22 protein-coding genes are annotated in these 19970 nt (G+C 39.5%); 11 read left to right on the top strand and 11 right to left on the bottom strand.

The genetic code is table 11. The features are described from left to right. From AC2JBO_RS08615 to sbcD, 3 genes are all read right to left on the bottom strand, one after another. A partial coding sequence (locus tag AC2JBO_RS08615; protein ID WP_496953220.1) for a single-stranded-DNA-specific exonuclease RecJ occupies window positions 1–1881 on the bottom strand: 1881 nt, incomplete at its 3' end. Between the two features lie 184 nt (window positions 1882–2065). Further along, on the bottom strand, window positions 2066–2491 hold the full coding sequence (locus AC2JBO_RS08610; RefSeq protein ID WP_496953223.1) for a hypothetical protein: 426 nt from the start codon (window positions 2489–2491) through the stop codon (window positions 2066–2068). 909 nt (window positions 2492–3400) lie between these two features. Beyond that, a complete protein-coding gene (gene sbcD, locus AC2JBO_RS08605) occupies window positions 3401–4708 on the bottom strand; it encodes an exonuclease subunit SbcD (RefSeq protein ID WP_496953219.1) in 1308 nt (435 codons plus the stop codon). Window positions 4709–4913: 205 nt separating this feature from the next. On the opposite strand from sbcD, the gene AC2JBO_RS08600 reads away from it, so the two are divergent. The 5 genes from AC2JBO_RS08600 (at window position 4914) to AC2JBO_RS08580 (ending at window position 7155) form a co-directional block, all read left to right on the top strand. Further along, on the top strand, window positions 4914–5504 hold the full coding sequence (locus tag AC2JBO_RS08600; RefSeq protein WP_496953218.1) for a Panacea domain-containing protein: 591 nt from the start codon (window positions 4914–4916) through the stop codon (window positions 5502–5504). Further along, entirely contained in the window at window positions 5494–5895 is a 402-nt protein-coding gene (locus tag AC2JBO_RS08595) for a hypothetical protein (protein WP_496953217.1), read from the top strand. Before AC2JBO_RS08600 ends, AC2JBO_RS08595 begins: the two co-directional genes overlap by 11 nt. A 220-nt stretch (window positions 5896–6115) precedes the next feature. Continuing rightward, a complete protein-coding gene (locus AC2JBO_RS08590) occupies window positions 6116–6322 on the top strand; it encodes a helix-turn-helix domain-containing protein (protein ID WP_496953222.1) in 207 nt (68 codons plus the stop codon). Window positions 6323–6584: 262 nt separating this feature from the next. Then, entirely contained in the window at window positions 6585–6995 is a 411-nt protein-coding gene (locus AC2JBO_RS08585; RefSeq protein WP_496953216.1) for a transposase, read from the top strand. 1 nt (window position 6996) lies between these two features. Beyond that, a complete protein-coding gene (locus tag AC2JBO_RS08580) occupies window positions 6997–7155 on the top strand; it encodes a hypothetical protein (protein WP_496953215.1) in 159 nt (52 codons plus the stop codon). Between the two features lie 7 nt (window positions 7156–7162). On the opposite strand, the gene AC2JBO_RS08575 is transcribed toward AC2JBO_RS08580, so the two are convergent. Beyond that, on the bottom strand, window positions 7163–7369 hold the full coding sequence (locus AC2JBO_RS08575; RefSeq protein ID WP_496953214.1) for a hypothetical protein: 207 nt from the start codon (window positions 7367–7369) through the stop codon (window positions 7163–7165). 197 nt (window positions 7370–7566) lie between these two features. After that, window positions 7567–8157, bottom strand: coding sequence for a MarC family protein (locus AC2JBO_RS08570; protein ID WP_496953213.1), 591 nt, complete (start codon window positions 8155–8157; stop codon window positions 7567–7569). A gap of 155 nt (window positions 8158–8312) precedes the next feature. Here AC2JBO_RS08570 and AC2JBO_RS08565 point away from each other — a divergent pair, with 155 nt between their 5' ends. From AC2JBO_RS08565 to AC2JBO_RS08555, 3 genes are all read left to right on the top strand, one after another. Next, window positions 8313–9125, top strand: a complete 813-nt coding sequence (locus tag AC2JBO_RS08565; protein WP_496953212.1) for a carbon-nitrogen hydrolase family protein — start codon at window positions 8313–8315, stop codon at window positions 9123–9125. 223 nt (window positions 9126–9348) lie between these two features. Continuing rightward, complete coding sequence (locus AC2JBO_RS08560) at window positions 9349–9780, top strand: hypothetical protein (protein ID WP_496953211.1); 432 nt, start codon at window positions 9349–9351, stop codon at window positions 9778–9780. 394 nt (window positions 9781–10174) lie between these two features. Continuing rightward, complete coding sequence (locus tag AC2JBO_RS08555; RefSeq protein ID WP_496953210.1) at window positions 10175–10318, top strand: hypothetical protein; 144 nt, start codon at window positions 10175–10177, stop codon at window positions 10316–10318. A gap of 46 nt (window positions 10319–10364) precedes the next feature. On the opposite strand, the gene AC2JBO_RS08550 is transcribed toward AC2JBO_RS08555, so the two are convergent. After that, window positions 10365–11153 carry an ABC transporter permease gene (locus AC2JBO_RS08550; protein WP_496953209.1) on the bottom strand — a complete coding sequence of 263 codons (789 nt, stop codon included), beginning with the start codon at window positions 11151–11153 and terminating at the stop codon, window positions 10365–10367. 293 nt (window positions 11154–11446) lie between these two features. Beyond that, entirely contained in the window at window positions 11447–12427 is a 981-nt protein-coding gene (locus AC2JBO_RS08545) for an ABC transporter ATP-binding protein (RefSeq protein WP_496953208.1), read from the bottom strand. 373 nt (window positions 12428–12800) lie between these two features. On the opposite strand from AC2JBO_RS08545, the gene AC2JBO_RS08540 reads away from it, so the two are divergent. Next, on the top strand, window positions 12801–12995 hold the full coding sequence (locus AC2JBO_RS08540; protein WP_496953207.1) for a hypothetical protein: 195 nt from the start codon (window positions 12801–12803) through the stop codon (window positions 12993–12995). 134 nt (window positions 12996–13129) lie between these two features. Here AC2JBO_RS08540 and ilvC read toward each other — a convergent pair whose 3' ends face one another. From ilvC to AC2JBO_RS08520, 4 genes are all read right to left on the bottom strand, one after another. Then, window positions 13130–14125 carry a ketol-acid reductoisomerase gene (ilvC, locus tag AC2JBO_RS08535; protein ID WP_496953206.1) on the bottom strand — a complete coding sequence of 332 codons (996 nt, stop codon included), beginning with the start codon at window positions 14123–14125 and terminating at the stop codon, window positions 13130–13132. 590 nt (window positions 14126–14715) lie between these two features. Then, complete coding sequence (locus AC2JBO_RS08530) at window positions 14716–14970, bottom strand: RNA recognition motif domain-containing protein (protein ID WP_496953205.1); 255 nt, start codon at window positions 14968–14970, stop codon at window positions 14716–14718. Window positions 14971–15205: 235 nt separating this feature from the next. After that, window positions 15206–16078, bottom strand: a complete 873-nt coding sequence (locus AC2JBO_RS08525; RefSeq protein WP_496953204.1) for an aldo/keto reductase — start codon at window positions 16076–16078, stop codon at window positions 15206–15208. Between the two features lie 29 nt (window positions 16079–16107). Further along, entirely contained in the window at window positions 16108–16854 is a 747-nt protein-coding gene (locus tag AC2JBO_RS08520) for a DUF1186 domain-containing protein (protein ID WP_496953203.1), read from the bottom strand. Window positions 16855–17042: 188 nt separating this feature from the next. Here AC2JBO_RS08520 and AC2JBO_RS08515 point away from each other — a divergent pair, with 188 nt between their 5' ends. Then, window positions 17043–17927: a DUF4349 domain-containing protein gene (locus tag AC2JBO_RS08515; RefSeq protein ID WP_496953202.1), complete on the top strand. Its 885-nt coding sequence runs from the start codon at window positions 17043–17045 to the stop codon at window positions 17925–17927. Window positions 17928–18159: 232 nt separating this feature from the next. Continuing rightward, window positions 18160–19863, top strand: coding sequence for a serine/threonine protein kinase (locus AC2JBO_RS08510; protein ID WP_496953201.1), 1704 nt, complete (start codon window positions 18160–18162; stop codon window positions 19861–19863). Window positions 19864–19970 lie beyond the last annotated feature (107 nt).

The raw sequence follows: 19970 nt of genomic DNA, 5'->3' as shown, positions 1-19970 counted from the left end.
TGCTGACTTAAACTGGTTAAATAATAGTATTTGTGCTTGTTGAGTTGGAGTAGATAATCTGGCGCCTACAATCTCAAGCTCAATGTTCGTCTCACCGTTAAAAGTATTTTCGCGAATTTTGTAAGCAATATCTATATTAACTGGTAGAGGACAGTACTCACGCCAACGCCATGCTATCGCCTTAATTGTATGGCGCTTATTGTCTATTATTTGCTCTACCGTCATTTTAAGATGAGCCTTACCTACGATCCCCTGCTCGACAATGCGTACATTCGGAGTCCAAAATACAGGCTCAGGATTTTCGATGCCACAAGGTTCTAATATATTAAGCTGTCTGTAAAGTTTTTGGTTAAGTTGATTAAGATTTGCTAACGTATCGATTTTGAGTAACGGTTTAAGATGCTGCTCCTCCAAGCATTTATTTGCAAACTCGCTAAGACGTGAATGCACCAACTCTAAATTTTCAGCAGGTATCGAAAAACCGCCAGCAGCTTTATGTCCTCCATATTTACCGAGTAAATCATGACAGTACTCTAAAGCCTCAAATACATTAAACTCTGGAATACCGCGCGCAGACCCGCGAATATGTCCTCCCTCTTCATATGTGCCAATAAATACTGGAACCCCATAGCGTTCGACTAAACGCGAAGCCACAATTCCAATCACACCATGATGCCAATTAGGGCAGACTACTAATAATACTCGGTCTGCAGTTAGAGACGCGATAGGGAGCGTCTCTACATATTCAATCGCTTCGGATTCAATTTGTTTACACATGTCTTGACGCTGACGATTTATAGTTTCGCACTGCATCGCACGTTCGAGTGCTATCCCCATATCGTCAGTTGTGAGCAATTCGATCACAATTTGGGGATCAGCAATTCTTCCAATCGCATTGACACGAGGACCAAGACGAAAACCAATATCTTCAGGCCTTAAGGATTTTTGATTTTTGATTTTTGATTTTTGATTGTTGAAGTCGGGTGTTAAAAGATTTTTATTTTCTCCAGTAGGACGTGCTTCCACTCCTGACATTTGAATTAAAGCTTGAATTCCTGGTAAGCTAGATTTAGGTAATACTTTTAAACCACTTTGTACCCAACGACGGTTAACACCAGTTAAAGGCGCCAAGTCAGCAATAGTACCCAAAGTAAAAAGTTCCAACATCCGTGTAGTAATGTCGGAATTAGCCTGTCCCAGTTGTTCAGCAAGCGACACAGCCAAAATATAAGCCACACCCACACCAGCAACACCTCGGTAAGGAGAATCTTCGCGGATCAGTTTTGGATTTAATATTGCATTTGCGGGCGGTAACTTTTGAGGAATATCATGGTGGTCAGTAACAATAACCTTTATACCAAGTTCCCTAGCTGCTTCTATTGGTTCAACAGCAGCAATACCATTATCAACAGTGAGAATTAACTCGACTCCCTCATTATAAAACTCTTCAATAATGCGTTTATTTATACCATATCCCTCATGCATCCGACTCGGTATTGCATAATCAACTTGGGCGCCTAAATACCTTAAAGCGCGTAATAATAGAGCAGTACTAGTCATCCCATCAGCATCATAGTCGCCGCAAATGGCAATCTTAGCTTGTGAGACAATAGCATTTTCCAACAACTCCATACTCACCGCTAAATCAGGAAAATCCTCAAGCGGGGAAGGTAAATTTAATAATTCGGGTTCTAAAAATATCTCCGCATCGGAAAGCGTATTAATTCCACGATTAATCAAAAGCTGACTTATAATCGGCGATATACCAAACCTATCCCCAAGTATTTGCGCGAATTGTGGCCTTTCCGGTTGAATTTGCCATCTTTGTTTAGGCAAACGCCGCTCACTTACAATAGACGTGGAAAAAGAGGTGTTGAGCATTAAAATTAAAAATACAATTAGATTTTCAGATCGCAATAAATAATTCAACAACAATTAAATTAGGTCAGGCATACTAAAACCTCAAATATACATAAATATTTACATTTATATATATTTATATATATTTATATATAATATTGTGGAACGGGCATCCTGCCCGTTCTACAACATCAACAACTTATTTCTACAAAACATTAATCATTCCATCATCGCGGAAATAAATCGAACGGTCCCCAGGTAGGCGCCAGTTCGGTCTCAACTCCACACGCAAAGTTGCCGTATTTATCTTATTTAATGATGCACTCAACGAACGTCCAGTATCATCCCAAAACAGCAAAGAAATATTTGGCTCAGTCAAACGAACTTGCTCGAACTTCAGAGTTTGCCCAGGTTGTATAGCGATAGACTCCGAAAATTCACTATTCTGTAATTTTAGCACACGCGGTGTTTTATTTGCTACCTCAATTCTGACGAACTGCCCAGGAGTGAACTGAAGCGGGTGCCTACCGCATCTAGAAGCACAAGTTTGAGCGAGCGAAGGGCTAGTGTTATTATTTACACCAAATAGTAAAGTTGTAGCAACAATAGCGGTAGATACAATCTTTGATATCTTTAACACGTTCAGAAATTCCTACTCCAATAAATAACCCGTAGATGATCCCCCCAGCCCCCCTTAACAAGGCAGGAAGTTGGGGGGATCAACTATCTAATTTATTGTTCCCCTTTGATAGGGCATAGTTAAAAATGAATAGGCACAAAAGTAACCTTTATGCCTTTGTAGTCAATTAACAGTTCAACGCGGCTTTCCTTTGCGCGTAGTCCTAAACCATTCATCAGCGCACTAGTGGTCTGTGTCATTAATTCTGGGGTGTAGGCACCTGACTTGAACTCTCTTAACTCTTGTCTCTGTAACTCTGTGTCTCTGTGGTAACAAATATATTACCCCAAAATTAATGACACGAACCACTAGCTTGCCAACCAGAAAACTTTTCACAAATGTTGACACCGTAACCGCAGATATACTGACAGTAACTGTCAAAATATAATCAATCATCAGTGATGCACCTGCGATGAGTCCCGGATAGAGACCAAGGTTTTCTCTCGCAACGATGTATGAATCACCACCTTTAGGATACGCACGAATCGTTTGGCGATAAGAAAGCACCACAGCAGCATAATAATAGCCGCTGCGATCGGTATCGATATTGCTAGGGCGCCGCTACCAGCAGCAATCAAAACAATTAAAATTTCTTCAGTAGCATAAGCAACCGAGGATAATGCATCTGATGATAGTACACCAAGCACGACCGCATTACTCAGCCTTTCCTCTGAATGCGCGTCGGTAAGGTTTTACCAAGAAGGAATTCTTTAATTTGGGGGTAGAAAGACGTATGTCCACCTGGTAGGTTTTGTCATCTCTCTTTGGTTAGATATAAACACTCATCTCAAAGAAAGAATAATTACTACTATTTTCCCAAATCCTTCCGAAATTGCAATATTTTAAACTAATTTTTTTGCTTCATAACAAATTCAATTGCATATCCTTATCGGGAACAGGTAATAGATTTGATTTGGAGGTGTTCTCCTCAGTTACTAACCAATCCTCCTCATTTTCTAACAGTAAATTTTGAGCTGCCTCTAACATATGACGAGAAATATCTTTCAAATCTTCACGATTATTTAAGTAAGTTTTCAGCGCTTCAATTGGGTCGATACTATGAGTCGCATTCAACTCAGGAACGCGCGGACGAGCAAGTTGGCTAACTAATTCGGGATGAATACTGTAAGTATGTGCGGGACTTAGAGCTTGGTGCAACGCAGCAGTTTCGATTAAATCTAACTGTTCGGAACGCAGTCTATAAATTAACCGTACTACTGCGTCACTATTATCATGTTTAGCAATAGCCTTCAATATCATTGCTTGTGGGCTTTCAGCAGAAGAAACATCAAGTTCAATAGTTCGGAAAACTCGTACAGGCAAAGGACAAAATTCCCACTCAACCCTTCCAGCTTCAACATTAACCATTACATAACCTTTATCTTCCTTTTCTTCGCTAAAATCAACACGCTCAATACTGCCAGGGTAAATAACAGGTGGATTATTAAATTTATTGAGATTTTGGTGACGGTGAACATGTCCCAACGCGACATAATCAAAACAATCGCGCGTTAATAGAGAGAGAGGAAGTGTAAAACCCTTACCAACAGCCAAATAGCGTTCTGCGCCAAGCGTAGCATTATCAGCCATCAAATGTGCTAAAAGTACAGTAGGTTTTTCAGGGTCAAGACGGCGAATTTCACCTTCAATAACCACACGCAAGCGTTCAGTAAGTAATTGGTTAACCTCCGAAAGAGACATACCCTCAGTATCTTGCCGCGTCATCAACGTAGAACGAGTTAACCAAGGCAGCGTAATTATTTGTACCGCACCATTACGAGTATGAATTAAATGCGTATTAATACTGTCACCAACAATAAACCCTGGTACACCCAGCGTCCGGTAAATACATAAACTGGCACCTCCAGTTCCCTGCGAGTGTTGGTCATGGTTTCCCACCAATAACACAGTCGGAATCTCAGCATCAACCAGGCGCCGGAACTGTGAAGCAAAAGCTTCCTGAACATAAGGAGGAGGAGTAGCATCAGGAAAAGCATCACCACCAAAAATTACCAAATCAACAGGTTCATTAATCGCGCGGTCAATACACATCGAAAGCGTGCGAACAAAATCTTCCAACCGCGTATTCAAACCAGTTTCCCCATTAATGCGCCCGTGGGAAAACCCACTGCCCATATGAACATCAGAAAGATGAAGAATTTTAATCATAAGTTAGGACGTAGGGTGTGTGACGCTATAAAAATTATGAAATAAAACTAACGATTTAGTAGCGTCACGTACCGAAACAAGATAAAAATCGTAGGTTGGGTTCCGAAGCAAAATAAATAGCCAAAAAGCATAGTAAAGAAATTTTAAGTGATTCTAGATATATAGTACGTCTTATAATAATATATCTATACCAAATTACTCTTATATGGAAATACGATTTAAATTTCATCCAGATAAAGCTGTTCAAGCTACAGCGATACTTTTAAAATCTCACGGAAAACCAATGCCATGCCTAAGCTTGCTTAAATTGCTTTACATAGCAGAGCGCACAGCATTGGAACGACTAGAGCAACCAATCATTGGTGACAGGTATATTTCCACACATAACGGGCCGATACTCAGCCATATTTACGACCTTATAAAAGGAAAAAAGGTTGGTGGGGCAAACGAAATATGGTCAAAATATATATCCTCTGTATCGTCATGCCATAAAACTCAGCAAATTTCTGATGATTATACAGTCTGCTTACTTAATGAACCAGGTGATGATGAATTATCAGAGGAAGAAACAGAAATTTTGAACGAAGTCTATACAAAATATGGACAAGTTAGCTTTGATGATTTAGGAGAGATAAAATATTTATTCCCAGAGTGGAGGAAACCACATAGTAGGGCTTTACCAATTAACATTGAAGAAATTCTCAAAAATCTAGGAAAAACAGATGAAGAAGTGATAGAAATACGCGAAAATTCAGAAAGAGAGCAATATCTAGACTGGGTGCTAAATGGACGATGAAACTTTTTCTATAAATCTTGGAGATGCATTTCTTATAGAAACACCACCAAATGGAATGCATTTATATATTGCGATTATGCCTTTAAGTGAGAATAGATATTTATTCGTTAATGTCACTAAAAGAAAACCAATATCTGATACATCTTGTATTATAAAGCCTGGGATGGCTGTTCCAAGCTTTATAATCCAAGAGTCAGTAGTTGCTTATAAGTTTGCAAGAGAATTTGAGTTAGAGGAAATTAGTAGCTTAATAGAATCAGGCACTTGTGAATACAAAGGTGTAGTATCACCCAATATCTTATATAAAATTCAAATTGGCGGCATATCATCAAAACAAATTAAAAACAAATATAAAAATAACCTTAAAAAATTCCTAGACATAAGTGAGTAATTCATATTTTTTATGTATAATTGCTACAAAAAGTAACCTAACTTATGTTTGCTCTGAATAAAATTTATGAAAACAGTTTAAGTAGGTGGGCGCCAAAAAAGTCAACTATGTTAAGATATATAAATACTGAGAATGCATCTACAAGGTGGTTTGTGTATGGGCGCGCGTTTAAGGGTATTCCTAACTCATGAGCAAGACAGGACTTTGCTAAACCGTAAGAATTCAGGATGTACCACAGAAAGTTAAAGACAGAGCAGAAGTAATCAGGCTAAATGCACACGGTTGGTATGTGGAGAACATAGCCAGCCACTTTGACTGGAACGAAAAAACAGTAAGAAAAGTTTTGAATCAATGGAATAATCAAGGTTTAGAGGGTATGAAGGGAATTACCTGGTCGAGGGGGAAAACCGAGGTGGAAAGAGGATGACATAGTATTTTTAGAAGAATGCCTACGAATAGAACCACGTACATACAACAGTTCCCAGTTAGCTCTCAGGTTAAAAACAGAACGTAACGTGCAATTGAGTCCTGACAGGTTAAGACGGGTACTCAAAAAAAGGGGAGCCAGTGCGTTGGGCGGCTCTGCCGACTTGAAGCAACTGGCGTGGTCGATTGGAAGCGTGCTTTGAAATTGTCATAAAGGAAAACAAGACCCGGTAGCGCGCGCGAACAAGCAAGCAGACCTGGATATGTTGGAATTAGCTGCTGCAAGTGGTGAAATCGATTTAAAGTATCTGGATGAATCAGGGTTTTGTGTGTGGAGCGAGCCTGGTTACACTTATTACTTTAGAGGTGAGCAAAAACGCTTAGAACAAACAAAACGTCGTGGTCGTAGATTAAGTATTATAGGGCTTCTTCAACCTTTAATTAGTTTTGTTTACGGATTAATTATTGGTGGCGTTAACCGTAAAACTTATATAGAAATGATGGAGCAAGAAGCCCAAGAAGCACAACAAACGGGGCGTACAAGGGTTATTGTCCAGGATAATCGACCAGTACACCGAAGCCAAGAGGTTCAACAATTGTGGAAAAAATGGGAGAGTCAGGGTTTATACATATTTTTTCTACCAAAGTACTGCTCAGTTCCGGAATCCAATTGAATTGGAATGGCAACACATAAAAAAAGATGAATTATCTGGTCAAGCATTTGATGATGAATTAGACCTTGCTTACGCTGTTATAAATGGCGTTCAAGCTAGAGGGGAAAAAAGCAATCACAGTACACGGCGTGTAAAATTTAACTCTAAGCCATCAGGTTAAGATTTTGTTACATAACGGAAAATTTTGGCGCCCACCTACTTACACAACTTACAAAATCAGAGGTAGAGTCTTGAGTAGAGACGCGAAATGTCGCGTCTCTACACCCCAGAATTAATGACACAGACCAGTAGTTATGCTCGTCAACTCCTTGTGGAAAAGCACACTTTATTAATTGGTAAGTGCTGACAAGATGTGATGGAATTGTTTTCTGCATAATTTAACCTGTTACTAACAGCCTTTGTGTACGAGTGCGGTTCGTTACATCAACACAACTTTTGACAAATCCGAAACAGAGTGGTACATATCAACCCTCACTTGTAACAATAACTCATCCGTTACATCCGTTGTATCCGTTGCAAGTTGGTTGTGTTGGGTTACGCTGTCGCTACACCCAACCTACAATTTACAATTTTAGAAGAATAATTCTTTTATACCTTGGCTGCCAATTTCTACTGCTAATGCGGCTAGTAGGAAGCCTAAAAGCTGTGTAATAATCACTTCACCTTCGGCGCCTATCCATTTATCGATATTGTTGGCAAGTCTTAAAATTAACCACGTGACAAACATTGCCGCAATAATACCAACAATAACGCTTACGTGTGGACTCGGTGACTCCGCCATTAATAACATAACAGTTGTCAGTGTTCCAGGGCCTGCCAGCAATGGTAAAGCTAGAGGAGTAATTGCAATGTCACGTTCCTTTTCAACTACAGGTGTATCTAAATCACCTTGGAGCATCTGTAGGGCAATCAACAGCAGCAGTAATCCTCCAGCTACCCGTAGTGATGCGAAGCTAATGTCCAGATAACTTAGTATAAACTTTCCACCAAACGCAAAAAGTAATAAGACAAAAATTGCGACTGTGACAGCTTTATCAATAATTTTACTTCTCTGCCCTGCCTCCATCCCCTTAGTCAGCACCAAAAGTATCGGAATATTACCTACAGCATCTGCCAGCACAAAAACAGCAACGAAGGTTTTGATTAAAATTGACGTATCCACTATATTTACCGATATTATCAGAGGCTCTATAACAAAATTAACTTAATTTTACCTGTTATAAATCCCCACTTTTCCATCTAGAGAGCGACTTTTTGAGTGATGATAGTAGTTTGATCACAACCACGTGTGTTATTTGACTGTTGTTAACTGAATCTATGAAGTCTTATTTAGCCGCCGCTATTCAAATGACCAGTGTGCCCGATGTTCAAGCAAATTTGGCACAAGCAGAGGAATTTATTGATTTAGCTGTAAATCAAGGCGCCCAACTGGTGGGTTTGCCTGAAAATTTCGCGTTTATGGGTGAAGAAAGTGACAAACTTCGAGCCAGTGATTATATCTGGCAAGAAACTGAGAAGTTCCTCAAAACGATGGCACAACGCTATCAAATCGCTATTCTGGGCGGCGGTTTCCCTGTTCCTACCGATACTGGTAAAGTTTACAACACAGCAGTGCTTATAGACTCCAACGGGCAAGAACTAAGCCGTTATCGTAAAGTTCATCTTTTCGACGTTAATGTACCTGACGGTAATACATATCGTGAGTCTAGTACAGTAATGGCTGGTAAGGAACTACCCGAAGTTTGTTCGACAGAGAAACTTGGTAGTATTGGGCTTTCAGTTTGCTACGACGTTCGTTTTCCTGAACTTTACCGCTACCTGTCCCACCAGGGGGCAGATATTTTGTTTGTACCTGCTGCGTTTACCGCGTTTACAGGAAAAGACCACTGGCAAGTTTTACTGCAAGCGCGCGCTATCGAAAATACCTGTTACATTATTGCCCCTGCTCAAACAGGTGTTAACTACGCGCGGCGCCAAACGCATGGACATGCAATGATTATTGACCCGTGGGGCAGCATCTTAGCTGATGCTGGTGAAAAACCAGGTGTTGCCATCGCAGAAATTAACCCATCTCGACTCGAACAAGTGCGGCGCCAAATGCCCAGTCTTCAACATCGAGTGTTCATGTAAGTAGGGTGTGTGACGCCACCAACAATTTTGAAACGAAGCTAAAATCTGGTAGCGTCACGCACAAAAAAAAACAAAAATATAAACATTAGTAACCCTCAATTATCAATCAAATAACAACTAATTAAAAATCTTTTAAAGAAATTGGAAAATTTTGCGCTGTTCTCAATCTTTTTAATCACAATAGAAGCATATAACCCTAATTTATTGCAAAAGGTACTATCAATTGAGGACTCGAATTATAGTCTTTTTTCTAACTGTAACTCAGTGCTTTCTTGTAGGCTGTAATCTCCGAAACCAACCTCAACGGCGCCCAGAAACCGACCCATTCTCCACGCAAGAACCGTTTCCAAGTCCAACCAGAACCGACACGGAACGTGATAGAGAGGGCACCAATACTGAACGCGGTACAGGAGATACAGAGCGCAACAGAGACAGCAATACAGAACGCAGTCGCTCTGGAGATAGTGAACGCGATAGAAACGGTACGGAACGTAATAGAGATGATAGAGAAAACAACAATACAGAACGCGAGAGAGGAGGGGAACGTACAAGACGAAAAAGAATTCACTGCGCTAGTTTTATTAATCAACCTGGAGCTTGTCAAGCAAATGAAATGAATTTACAGGCACCACAACCACAAGTAGAGAAAAAGTAATTTATATTACACATTTTGTAGAGACCGAATATATTCGGTCTTCTCTTGTTGACTACATTTCGTAACACTTAAGCTGTTCTTATGTTTGTTTTTGTTCATCCTTAACTGTAGAATCTTAGGGTATTAACGCCATGTTTATACATCAGAGTAATCGAGCTTACAAAGCCGAAATCCTCTGAAAAGGAAGTATGACGTTTTTTTCGCCTTCTTAGTAAAGAACGGTCAACCTAGTGATGCGAATAGCTTTAAAAATCTCTATGGTGCAGACGTTGCATGTCACCGAGCGTTTTGGGGTCTTAGTAAAACAGGAGTACCAAAAATTGGCGTTTCTACCAAACCCGTTGATTCTGCCAATTTAGCAATTATACTTACCAAAGCTGGATTTCAAGACGCTGTGATGTTAGACTCCGGCGCCAGTACTTCTTTAGCGATGGAAGGAAAGTCATTAGTAGGTTACACTCCCCGTCCAGTACCCCATGTAGTCGCATTAGTACCCACATCACTATCATTAACAAACTGTACAATAGTATTATTTTAATACATTTGTAGGGTGGGCATTGCCCACCCTACAAATGTTCAAAATCCTAAGCTCCCATTCCCGAATATCGTTTCAAACCCTGGCGCCACAAGATTCTATTTAAACCCAAAAATAATAGCGTCCAACCAATAGTCATAGAAAACCCTCTACCGATATCAGTAGGTAAACCCACTATAAGACTTACAGGAAAATCTATTAAATAAGGAAACGGAGTACACAAAACTGCTGCACGCACTGCGGGTGGAAAAACTTCTAAAGGAGCAATCATCCCAGATAAAAACAAAAAAAACAAATACCAGAAACTTTCCACAGAACTCGCACGTTCCGTCCAAAACGCCAGCATTGCAAAAGTATATTGAATTAAAAACCGCAAAGTAAACGTCAGCAGTATTGACAGTGTAAATAGCAGAAACTGTGACCAGCTAGGTATCCAAAAAGCCTGTGGATACAAAACAAAAAATAACAATAGCAAAAAAATAGCAAAAGGCATACGAGCCGCACGTTCAGAAATATGTGAAGTTACATGATGCCATACTGGGTCAATAGGTTGTAATAAGCGAGGTGAAAGTTTACCCTCCACAACTTCGCGCTCAAACTCCCACACGACCCAAACAACTGTAAACTGTCGAACAATGAACACCGCAATAAAATAACGGGCAAAATCAACAGGTGACAAACCAAATTGCCCACCTTGTGCAGCTTGCGTCCACACCCCCATTAATATAATGGGTAGTGAACCCGCTAACACCCACAATATCAACTCCGCGCGGTATTCCACCGTATAAGCGTAATACACCCAAAGAAAAGTTCTTATTTTTTTCCAAATCCAATTCATAAAAATATTGGGTAAAGGGTAAAAAAACTCTTAACTCATAACTTACAAGGTACTTAGAAGGTGCATGACGCTACTAGATTTACGCTTCGTTTTAGATTGTTGGTAGCGTCACGCACCCTACTATCGAATGGCACTTACTTAAGCATTTTGAGGCGCCAACGCGCATTGGGTAGGGTGCGTGAAAGCTATTACTATCAAGGAATGTAACGCCAAATACAGTGCTTTCACGCACCATTAATACGTTAAGTAAGCAACATTCCACCCTACTATCTTTTAACTCAGCACTCAGCACTCTATACGACTCCTGCTTGAAACACCCTACCTATAACTTCTTCTACAGGTGGCTCACTAACGGTCAAATCAATTACTTCTAAATCTGATAAGAGCCGCGATACTGTGCGCGTTAGCTTTTCCTGCTCAACAATAAAACAAGCTGAACGACCTTCAACAGTTTTGACATCGCCGTAAAATTTCAGCTTTTCCTTTGATATTTGGTGTGCTAATTCTACATGTACCTCGCGGTATGGTGCAAATCGTTCGAGTAGTCCATCCAAGCTACCATCGTACATTAAAGCACCTCGATGTATCATAATTACTCGTTCACACAAAGCAGTAATATCTGCCATATAGTGACTAGTTAATAGTACAGTAGCTTGATAGCGTCGATTGTACTCGCGTAAAAAGTCTCGCACTCCCACTTGTGCGTTAACATCAAGTCCTAAAGTCGGTTCATCTAGAAATAAGACTTGGGGACGATGTAACAGTGCAGCGAGCAACTCAGCTTTCATTCGCTCACCCAAAGACAACTTCCGCACGGGTTGAGTTAACTTCCCCTCTAACGACAGCATCTCAGTTAACTCTCCTACCCTTAGCAAAAACTCATGGTCAGAAATACCATAAACAGCAGCATTAATTTTTAACGAGTCGAGAGCAGGTAAGTCCCACAATAACTGCTGCTTTTGCCCCATTACAAGTGTAACTTTCTGCAAAAATTCTTCTTGGCGCCGAAACGGAACATATCCAGCAACTCTCACATTGCCACTAGTTGGGTGAACTAGTCCTGTAAGCATTTTCAGCGTCGTAGTTTTTCCCGCACCGTTAGGTCCCAAAAATCCGACAACTTCACCTGGGGTAATTTCAAACGAAACGTTTTTAACAGCTTGAATTTCCCGGTAAGTGCGTCGGAAAAAGTGGGATAATGTGCCTTTAATACCTGGTTCTTTGACTGCGACGGGGTAAAATTTGCTCAAACTATGAGCAATGATCATAGACATATATTTATAAAGTGTGGTAATGCACAAGCACCTAGGTCGTGTATAGGAAATACTAATATATTATTTAGGATTATTGATACAATTCTCTGAAATTCTTCCAATTTACATATTCTCTCTCAATATTTCTTCTGCTTTTGGGGAGAAGCAATATTACACGTAAGATGCTATCGTTACATCTTAATAATTTTTAACATTCACGGATTGTAGGTTGGGTGAAGCGTATAGTGTCCAACATAAACTTTCTTATAGCAATCCGTTTAAGATTTATAAAAAATTCTATCCGCGTAGAGGTCGTAATAAATGTGGCGGATATGGGAATAATAAATAATAAATACACTCTTAGGCTTAGTTAAAAATGTTTCATAAAGGCAATATGACACTTTTGTTTATACTGCTGTTAATATTTATCGGGTTCGGAGATAGCTTTTTGCCAAAACCTTTGAGTACAGCAAGTTATCAAACGCGAACAACGATAAATAACTTGGTTATCGGCATGTTTCCAGCATGGCGCCCAAAAACAAACCCATATAAAAATACACAAGAAGCTATCGAACAAACAAATAAGTAGAAAGTGCTGAGTGCTGAGTGCTGAGTGCTGAGTGCTGAGTGCTGAGTGTCAATTCTTAACTCCTAACTTTTAACTCCTAACTTTTAACTTGACTCAGCACTCAGCACTTTCGACTCAGCACTCAGCACTCTTTATTAGGCTTTTTTCAACCAGCTAAACATCGCGCGTAAGTCTTTACCAACTTCTTCAATGGGGTGTTCTGCTTCTCTACGACGCATTGAGGTGAAACCAGCTTTACCTGCTTGGTTTTCCAAAACGAACTCGCGCGCGAACTGCCCAGTTTGAATTTCGGTGAGAATTTTCTTCATCTCAGCTTTTGTTTGGTCGTTGACGATGCGCGGACCACGAGTATAGTCTCCATATTCCGCAGTATTCGAGATGCTATCACGCATCGTCGCTAAACCACCTTCGACTACTAAGTCAACAATAAGCTTAACTTCGTGCAAACACTCAAAGTACGCAAGTTCAGGTTGATAACCTGCTTCTACCAAAGTTTCAAAACCAGCTTTGATTAAAGCACTCAAACCACCGCAAAGTACAGCTTGTTCACCAAATAAGTCAGTTTCGGTTTCTTCACGGAATGTTGTTTCTAAAACTCCCGCACGTGTTCCACCTATACCTTTTGCATATGCCATTGCTTTATCGCGCGCTTGTCCGCTAGCGTTTTGGTACACCGCAAACAGTGCAGGTACACCTTGTCCCTGCTCATAGGTACGACGTACTAAATGTCCCGGTCCTTTAGGCGCCACCATTACAACATCTACATTGGATGGTGGTACAACTTGACCGAAGTGAATATTGAACCCGTGAGCAAAAGCTATAACATTTCCTTCCTTGAGGTTTGGTTCAATTTCTTGTTTGTAAACACTTTTTTGAACTTCATCGGGCAACAGTACCATAATAAAATCTGCTGCCGCCGCCGCATCCGAAACATTCTTAACCGTCAAACCTGCTGCTTCAGCCTTTGCCGCTGACTTACTACCCGGATACAGTCCAACAAGCACATCCATGCCACTGTCTTTCAAGTTTAAAGCGTGAGCATGACCTTGTGAACCATAACCGATTATCGCAATCGTTTTTCCAGCTAAAAGGTCTAAATTTGCATCTGTGTCATAATACATCCGAGCCATAGGTAGCGTCTCCAGTCAGCAAGCACCTGTTTATTTGCAGACCTTTCATCTTACCGCAAAACTATGACCAAAGAGTAATTATTTTCTTTCTTATAGACAGGACTTACGCAACTGGCACATAAAAATCGTAGGGTGTGTGACGCCACAAAAAAACTTCAACGTAGCTATAAGACCTGTAGCGTCACGCACCGACTCTCAATTGTGACAATATCGTAAGTCCTGATAGATACTTATTATTTTGTACTAATTCAAAGATTACCTACTATAAACCATCCTAGTGGTTCGTGTCATAAAATTTTGGGGGGTTTGTAGCATAGGTGTCTCGCCTGTGCGTAGGTTCAGGCAAGATGCCTAACCTACGGGTTATTTTATATACTACCAAAACTTATGACATAGACCACTAGTGATAAATGCAGCAAAATTCTAAGTTAACTTAGCTTATAACTATTGTGTTCCTTACTACAATAATTGCTTTATTCTATTTAAATCAAATACAGGTAGTCATTACTTATTCAATCAATATTTAGGTGCCAATTACGTCTGCAAAAAATCGTTCGGATGAACGAGTGAGTAATAAGAAGTAAAACTACTTAACTTGCACCTGCAACGGTTCTAGCTCTATTAACTTTGAGTGTATATCCCATCCACTCTGTACCTAATAACGCACTAATTGCTGCCATCTCTTGACTATCTGTCTCCATTTCTACAATCGCAAAGCCCCTCTTCTCTCCTGTTTTCTGGTTTGTAGATACTAAAATTCTCTTAACCACTCCATACTTTAAAAAAACTTGTCTAATATCATTATCTTCCACTTCATGGGATAGATTACCAATATAAACTGACATGAGATACCTCCCAAGTAAAATCAATTTTATTTAGGTAAATATTTACACTCTTGTCTTACTTAGATGTTGCTGACAAAAATGGTTTAATCCAAATTATTAACAAATATAAAAAAAACAAATTACTGTTTTTACCTAATTAATTAAATCTTATCAGTAAACTGACAAGTTAATTGTAAACAAATGTAAACATTTCTTGTTTATGGGCAAGGTAGTTGTAATACCTTCCCACTAGACGTTAAGAAGCGGTTTCTTGATCAAGAAGTTGAATTTCGGCTTCTGATAATTTAATATTACCCGCGCGCGCTGAGTCCTCAATACTAGAAACTTTACTGGCGCCAGGTATCGGTAAAATACATGGTGACTTGGAACGTAACCACGCCAAGACAATACCATATACTGATACGTTTTTATCTAAAGCAAGTTTACTGATAATAGAAATATCTTGCAAATCTGAATGTCGTCTCCGACCACCAAATGGACTCCACGGTAAAAAAGCCAAGTTTTCTTGTTGGCAATATTCTAAAACACCATCATACTCAGGTTGGCGATACCAAGGACTGTATTGATTTTGTACAGAAACAATATCTACAACATCGCGCGCTTGCTTAATTTGGTCAACGGAAAAGTTAGAAACTCCAACAAATTTAATTAAACCAGCATTAACCGCTTCTTTAGCTGGTTTTAATGACTCTTCTATCGAGTATTCAGGGTCAGGTGAGTGATATTGCCAAATATCAATAGGTTTATTACCACCCAACGCTTCAAAGCTAACGCGAATGGTTTCACGTAAATGTTGAGGGTTGCCATTACGAGTCCAGCTTTGGTTTGGACGCATTAACCCACCTTTTGTTGCAACAACAACACTACTCGTATCACCACTGTAGGTTTGTAATGCCTTACAAATAAGTCTTTCATTATGATGCTTATCAGATTCGTCTTTGCAGTATGAGTCCGCAGTATCAATAAAAGTAATGCCTAAATCTAAAGCGCGATGGATAACTTCTATTGATTGCGACTCATCCGGACGTTCGTATACTGACATCGGCATGGCGCCTAATCCAATTGCACTAACTGTAATACCTGTTTTGCCTAATTGTGTTGTTTGCATAAAGGGAAATAATTCACTTTTTCTAATCTCTACGACACATCATCATCAAAATCTTGAGATGGTGTACTAGTATAGTACTCGATTACTTTTTCAACAGGAAACTGATTTGATGGAACTTCGGAGCGCGCTTTCAAACCTAAAGCTACCTGTACTTCGTTCCAATCTCCTAGTAAGTAAGTAGAAACACATTCGGCAGCAAATGCTTGTTCAATAATAGGCGCCGCTTCAACTGCTTTCAAATCAACCAGTTCACCAACTAAAAAAGCATTCGTATCTTCGTCATTATCTGTAAATTTATTTAATAAATTTGTGATTATAGAAACACATTGTTCACGAGTTTCAGGATAATTTTGAGCAATACTAGTCAAAGCTGAAGCAGCATCCGCGCGTTCATAAGCATGGTGAGCGGAATCTATTATATACGCTTTGAGTGGTTCAATCGCAGCAGGTCCAATTGCTCCTAAGACACCAGGCAACTCAGAAATTATCAAATCATCTTCATCAAATGTTCCAAATAAATTAATTAACGGTTCAATGGCAGACTCCGCGCGCAGTTGACCCAAAGCTCTCATAGCATGTACTGGCGCCCAAAGAAGGAGATTTTCAGCATCGTCTGTGACTATTGATAATTCTTCGTCACATGCCATACGTATCAAGTCAGGAATATGCTGTGAAGTAAAGCCTAGTTCTTCTACATAGTTGGGTATTTGCTTACTTTCACAGCAATCACCATAACTAAGTAACTTGTCTACAGGAGAAGGATAAGTTTGTGTCATATTTCTTCTATCTTTTGCTCCTTGTTGTTTTCATTATATGGACAGGCAGGATGCCTGTTCCACAAGATAAGTATTAAATAAGCATTAAATATCAAGCTTTTTTGTTTCTTAAATGGTAACAACAACTATCTTAAGGTAGATAAACCGCCATACTAGCATCAGGTTTATCTATAATTAAAGGTTAAAATATGATTTATAGGAGTGGGATTTTAGCTACTGTATTGAGTGGAATCGTTATAAGTAGCTGCTCTGCTGATAATGCAGCTAGCGAGTCATCAGTGGCGATGCGTCAAAACGCAGCAAACGAAGTAGCAGCTACACCAGCAACACTAGCTAGTAATACAAATGATACAGCGCAAACGGTTAAGAAGGCGCCTGTAAAGGTAAAATCACAGCTAATCAAAAAAGCCACAATGAGTTTGGCTGTAGAGTCTGTTGATAAAAGTATTAATGAGATAACACAAATAATTGAAAAACGCCAGGGTGATTTAATTAAACTTGCTCAAAACCAGCCGCTGGACGAATTAGCGCGTTCAAGTGCATCAATACAGTTGAGAGTTCCGCAAAATGCCTTAGATGATACTCTATCTGAACTTGCTAAACTAGGAATTGTAAAAAATCGTAGCATTACCGCAGAAGATGTTGGGGATAGAATAGTCGATTTTCAGGCACAATTGGCAAATTTGAGAAGAACTGAAGCAAACCTTCAAAAAATTATGGATAAAGCTGGTTCAGTGCGTGATACCTTAAGCGTGTCACAGGAACTTAGCAATGTTCGTGACTCTATCGAACGAATTGATGCTCAGTTAAAGAATTTACAAAATTCAGTCAGCTATTCCACTATTTCCTTAAATATAGAAGCAGCTGTCTCAACCAAAAACCCACAGCGTGGTTTTGGGTTGCAGATGCAAGAAACTTGGAATAAATCAACTAACTCAATGAGTCGGTTTAGTATTGGGTTGGTGAAATTAGCTATTTGGCTGATGGTTTATAGTCCATATGTATTTATTATTGCTCTTGGTATTTACGGCTTTAAGCGTTGGCAAGCAGCAAGAACAGGAGCCAGAAGCTAATTTGAGTAATAACTCACCCTTGTATTAATATCGAGTTGACCATTTGTTATTAAACATATATTTTTCTCAACCGCAAATAATAGTAACCATTTTTAGCCTACGAAGGTAGGCTTTGTTCCTATAGCCCCACCCTTCTAGGGTGAGTGAGAGTATATCGTAATACAATGTAATTGGCGCCGTAAAGAGTGGAGGTTAAATTAGAGATATATAATTTGCCATTTTGCGCTCATTCATGAGTACGATGCCATTTGCTAACCAAGGATATAGAGTAATACGTGAACTCGGTTGTAACCTCAACGGAGGTCGTGTAACATACTTAGCTGAACGTATAAACACTGAGGGAAAAGTCGTTATCAAGGAATTTCAATTTGCACGTTCGCTTCTTCAAAGTTGGTCTGGTTTCAAAGCATACGAACGCGAGATACAAGTTTTACGGGGTTTAAACCATCCCGGAATACCTTGCTATCTAGACTCGTTTGAAACTCCATCAGGGTTTTGTATGGTGCAGGAGTATAAAAAGGCTCAGTCTTTATCGGCGCCGCGAAGTTTTGCTTTTGATGAGATTAAGCAAATAGCAGTTTCATTACTATCAATTCTTATATATTTACAAAACCGCATCCCACCTATCTTACATCGCGATATCAAGCCAGAAAATATTTTAGTTGATGAGTTGCTTAATGTTTATTTAATTGATTTTGGCTTTGCTCGCATTGGTAGTACTGATGTGACTATGAGTAGCGTTGCTATGGGAACTTTAGGTTTTATGGCGCCAGAGCAAATATACAACCGTAAATTAACTTTGTCTACCGACTTATATGGTTTAGGGGCAACATTAATTTGTTTACTGGCAGGCGCCAAATCAACGGCGATGCATACTTTAATAGATGAAGATGGGTGTATTGCTTTTAAACATTTAGTTCCTCAGTTGAGTTCAGGCCTTATTGAGTGGCTTGCAATAATGGTTCAGCCAAAACCTCAAAACCGTTATAAAGATGCCAGTGATGCACTTCTGGCACTAAAACCGCTTGATGTTGTTCCTTTCTGTGTAGCAAAAATTGATAAGACAGAACTAGAATTTACGGCTCGGCAAATTGGTGAAAAACTTACACAAACGATTACTATTATTAATACCAATCCAGAAACAACATTAGTAGCTTGGTGTGAAGTGGCGCCTCATACTAGTGACGCTCCCCACACACCTCATAGTCATGAATGGATTGATTTTGCGCTCAGACACTTTAATGGTGAGAAAATTCTGTGTAAAGTTACAGTTGATACAAGTAATTTAATGGCAGATAAAATATATCATCGTCAGCTATTATTACATACAAATTCAGCGGTTGAAACTGAAACTATTCAAATAAAAATAAAAACTGCGACCTTACCAATAATTGAATATAAACAACCATACGCCTCAATTTTATTATTATTTGTGACTTCGGGTGCAATGGCGTGGACTGGTGCGGCAGTTGCGGCTGTTATTGCGGCAGCATTAATGACGGTTATTGGTGCAGGTATTGTTGTTGTCGATGATATTGTGTTTGGGGCTGCGGTTGCGTCTTTAGTTGGTTGTTTTTTGGGTATTGCAGCAGGACCAATTTTTGGAACTTTTTTATCTGTAATGGTGGCAATTGAATTTTGGTGTATAACTAAATCTGGTGTAAAAAGTGTACCAGATATTGGTCAAATTATATTTATACCAAAGCTTAAGAAAGGATTTAGATTGCCAATAGGTCTTGTAATTGTCGTACTTACTGCTTTATTTGGTTCTTGTTCAGGTTTAGTATTAAAGACAGGCATAATCAATTTTTGGGTACTATTGACAATTGCGTCAACTGGTTCTAGTTTAGCTGCACTTTTAATTTACCTACCAATTTATCGGCGCCGACTCGTTGCCAAGTATCGAAAGTCACAAGATAGCCTAATAAAACCGTGAATTCAAGAACTTTTTGGCACTCTGAATTGTGTAGATTCCAAATTTTGTACTGGCGATGACGAAATGTTAGTGCATAGGGATGCCAAGATATGATGAGAAGCGTATTT

The sequence above is a fragment of the Calothrix sp. CBUCES-K 9914 genome, from assembly GCF_059640475.1.
The sequence above is the reverse complement of the archived record's forward strand: the minus strand, read 5'-3'. Positions and strand labels throughout refer to the sequence as shown.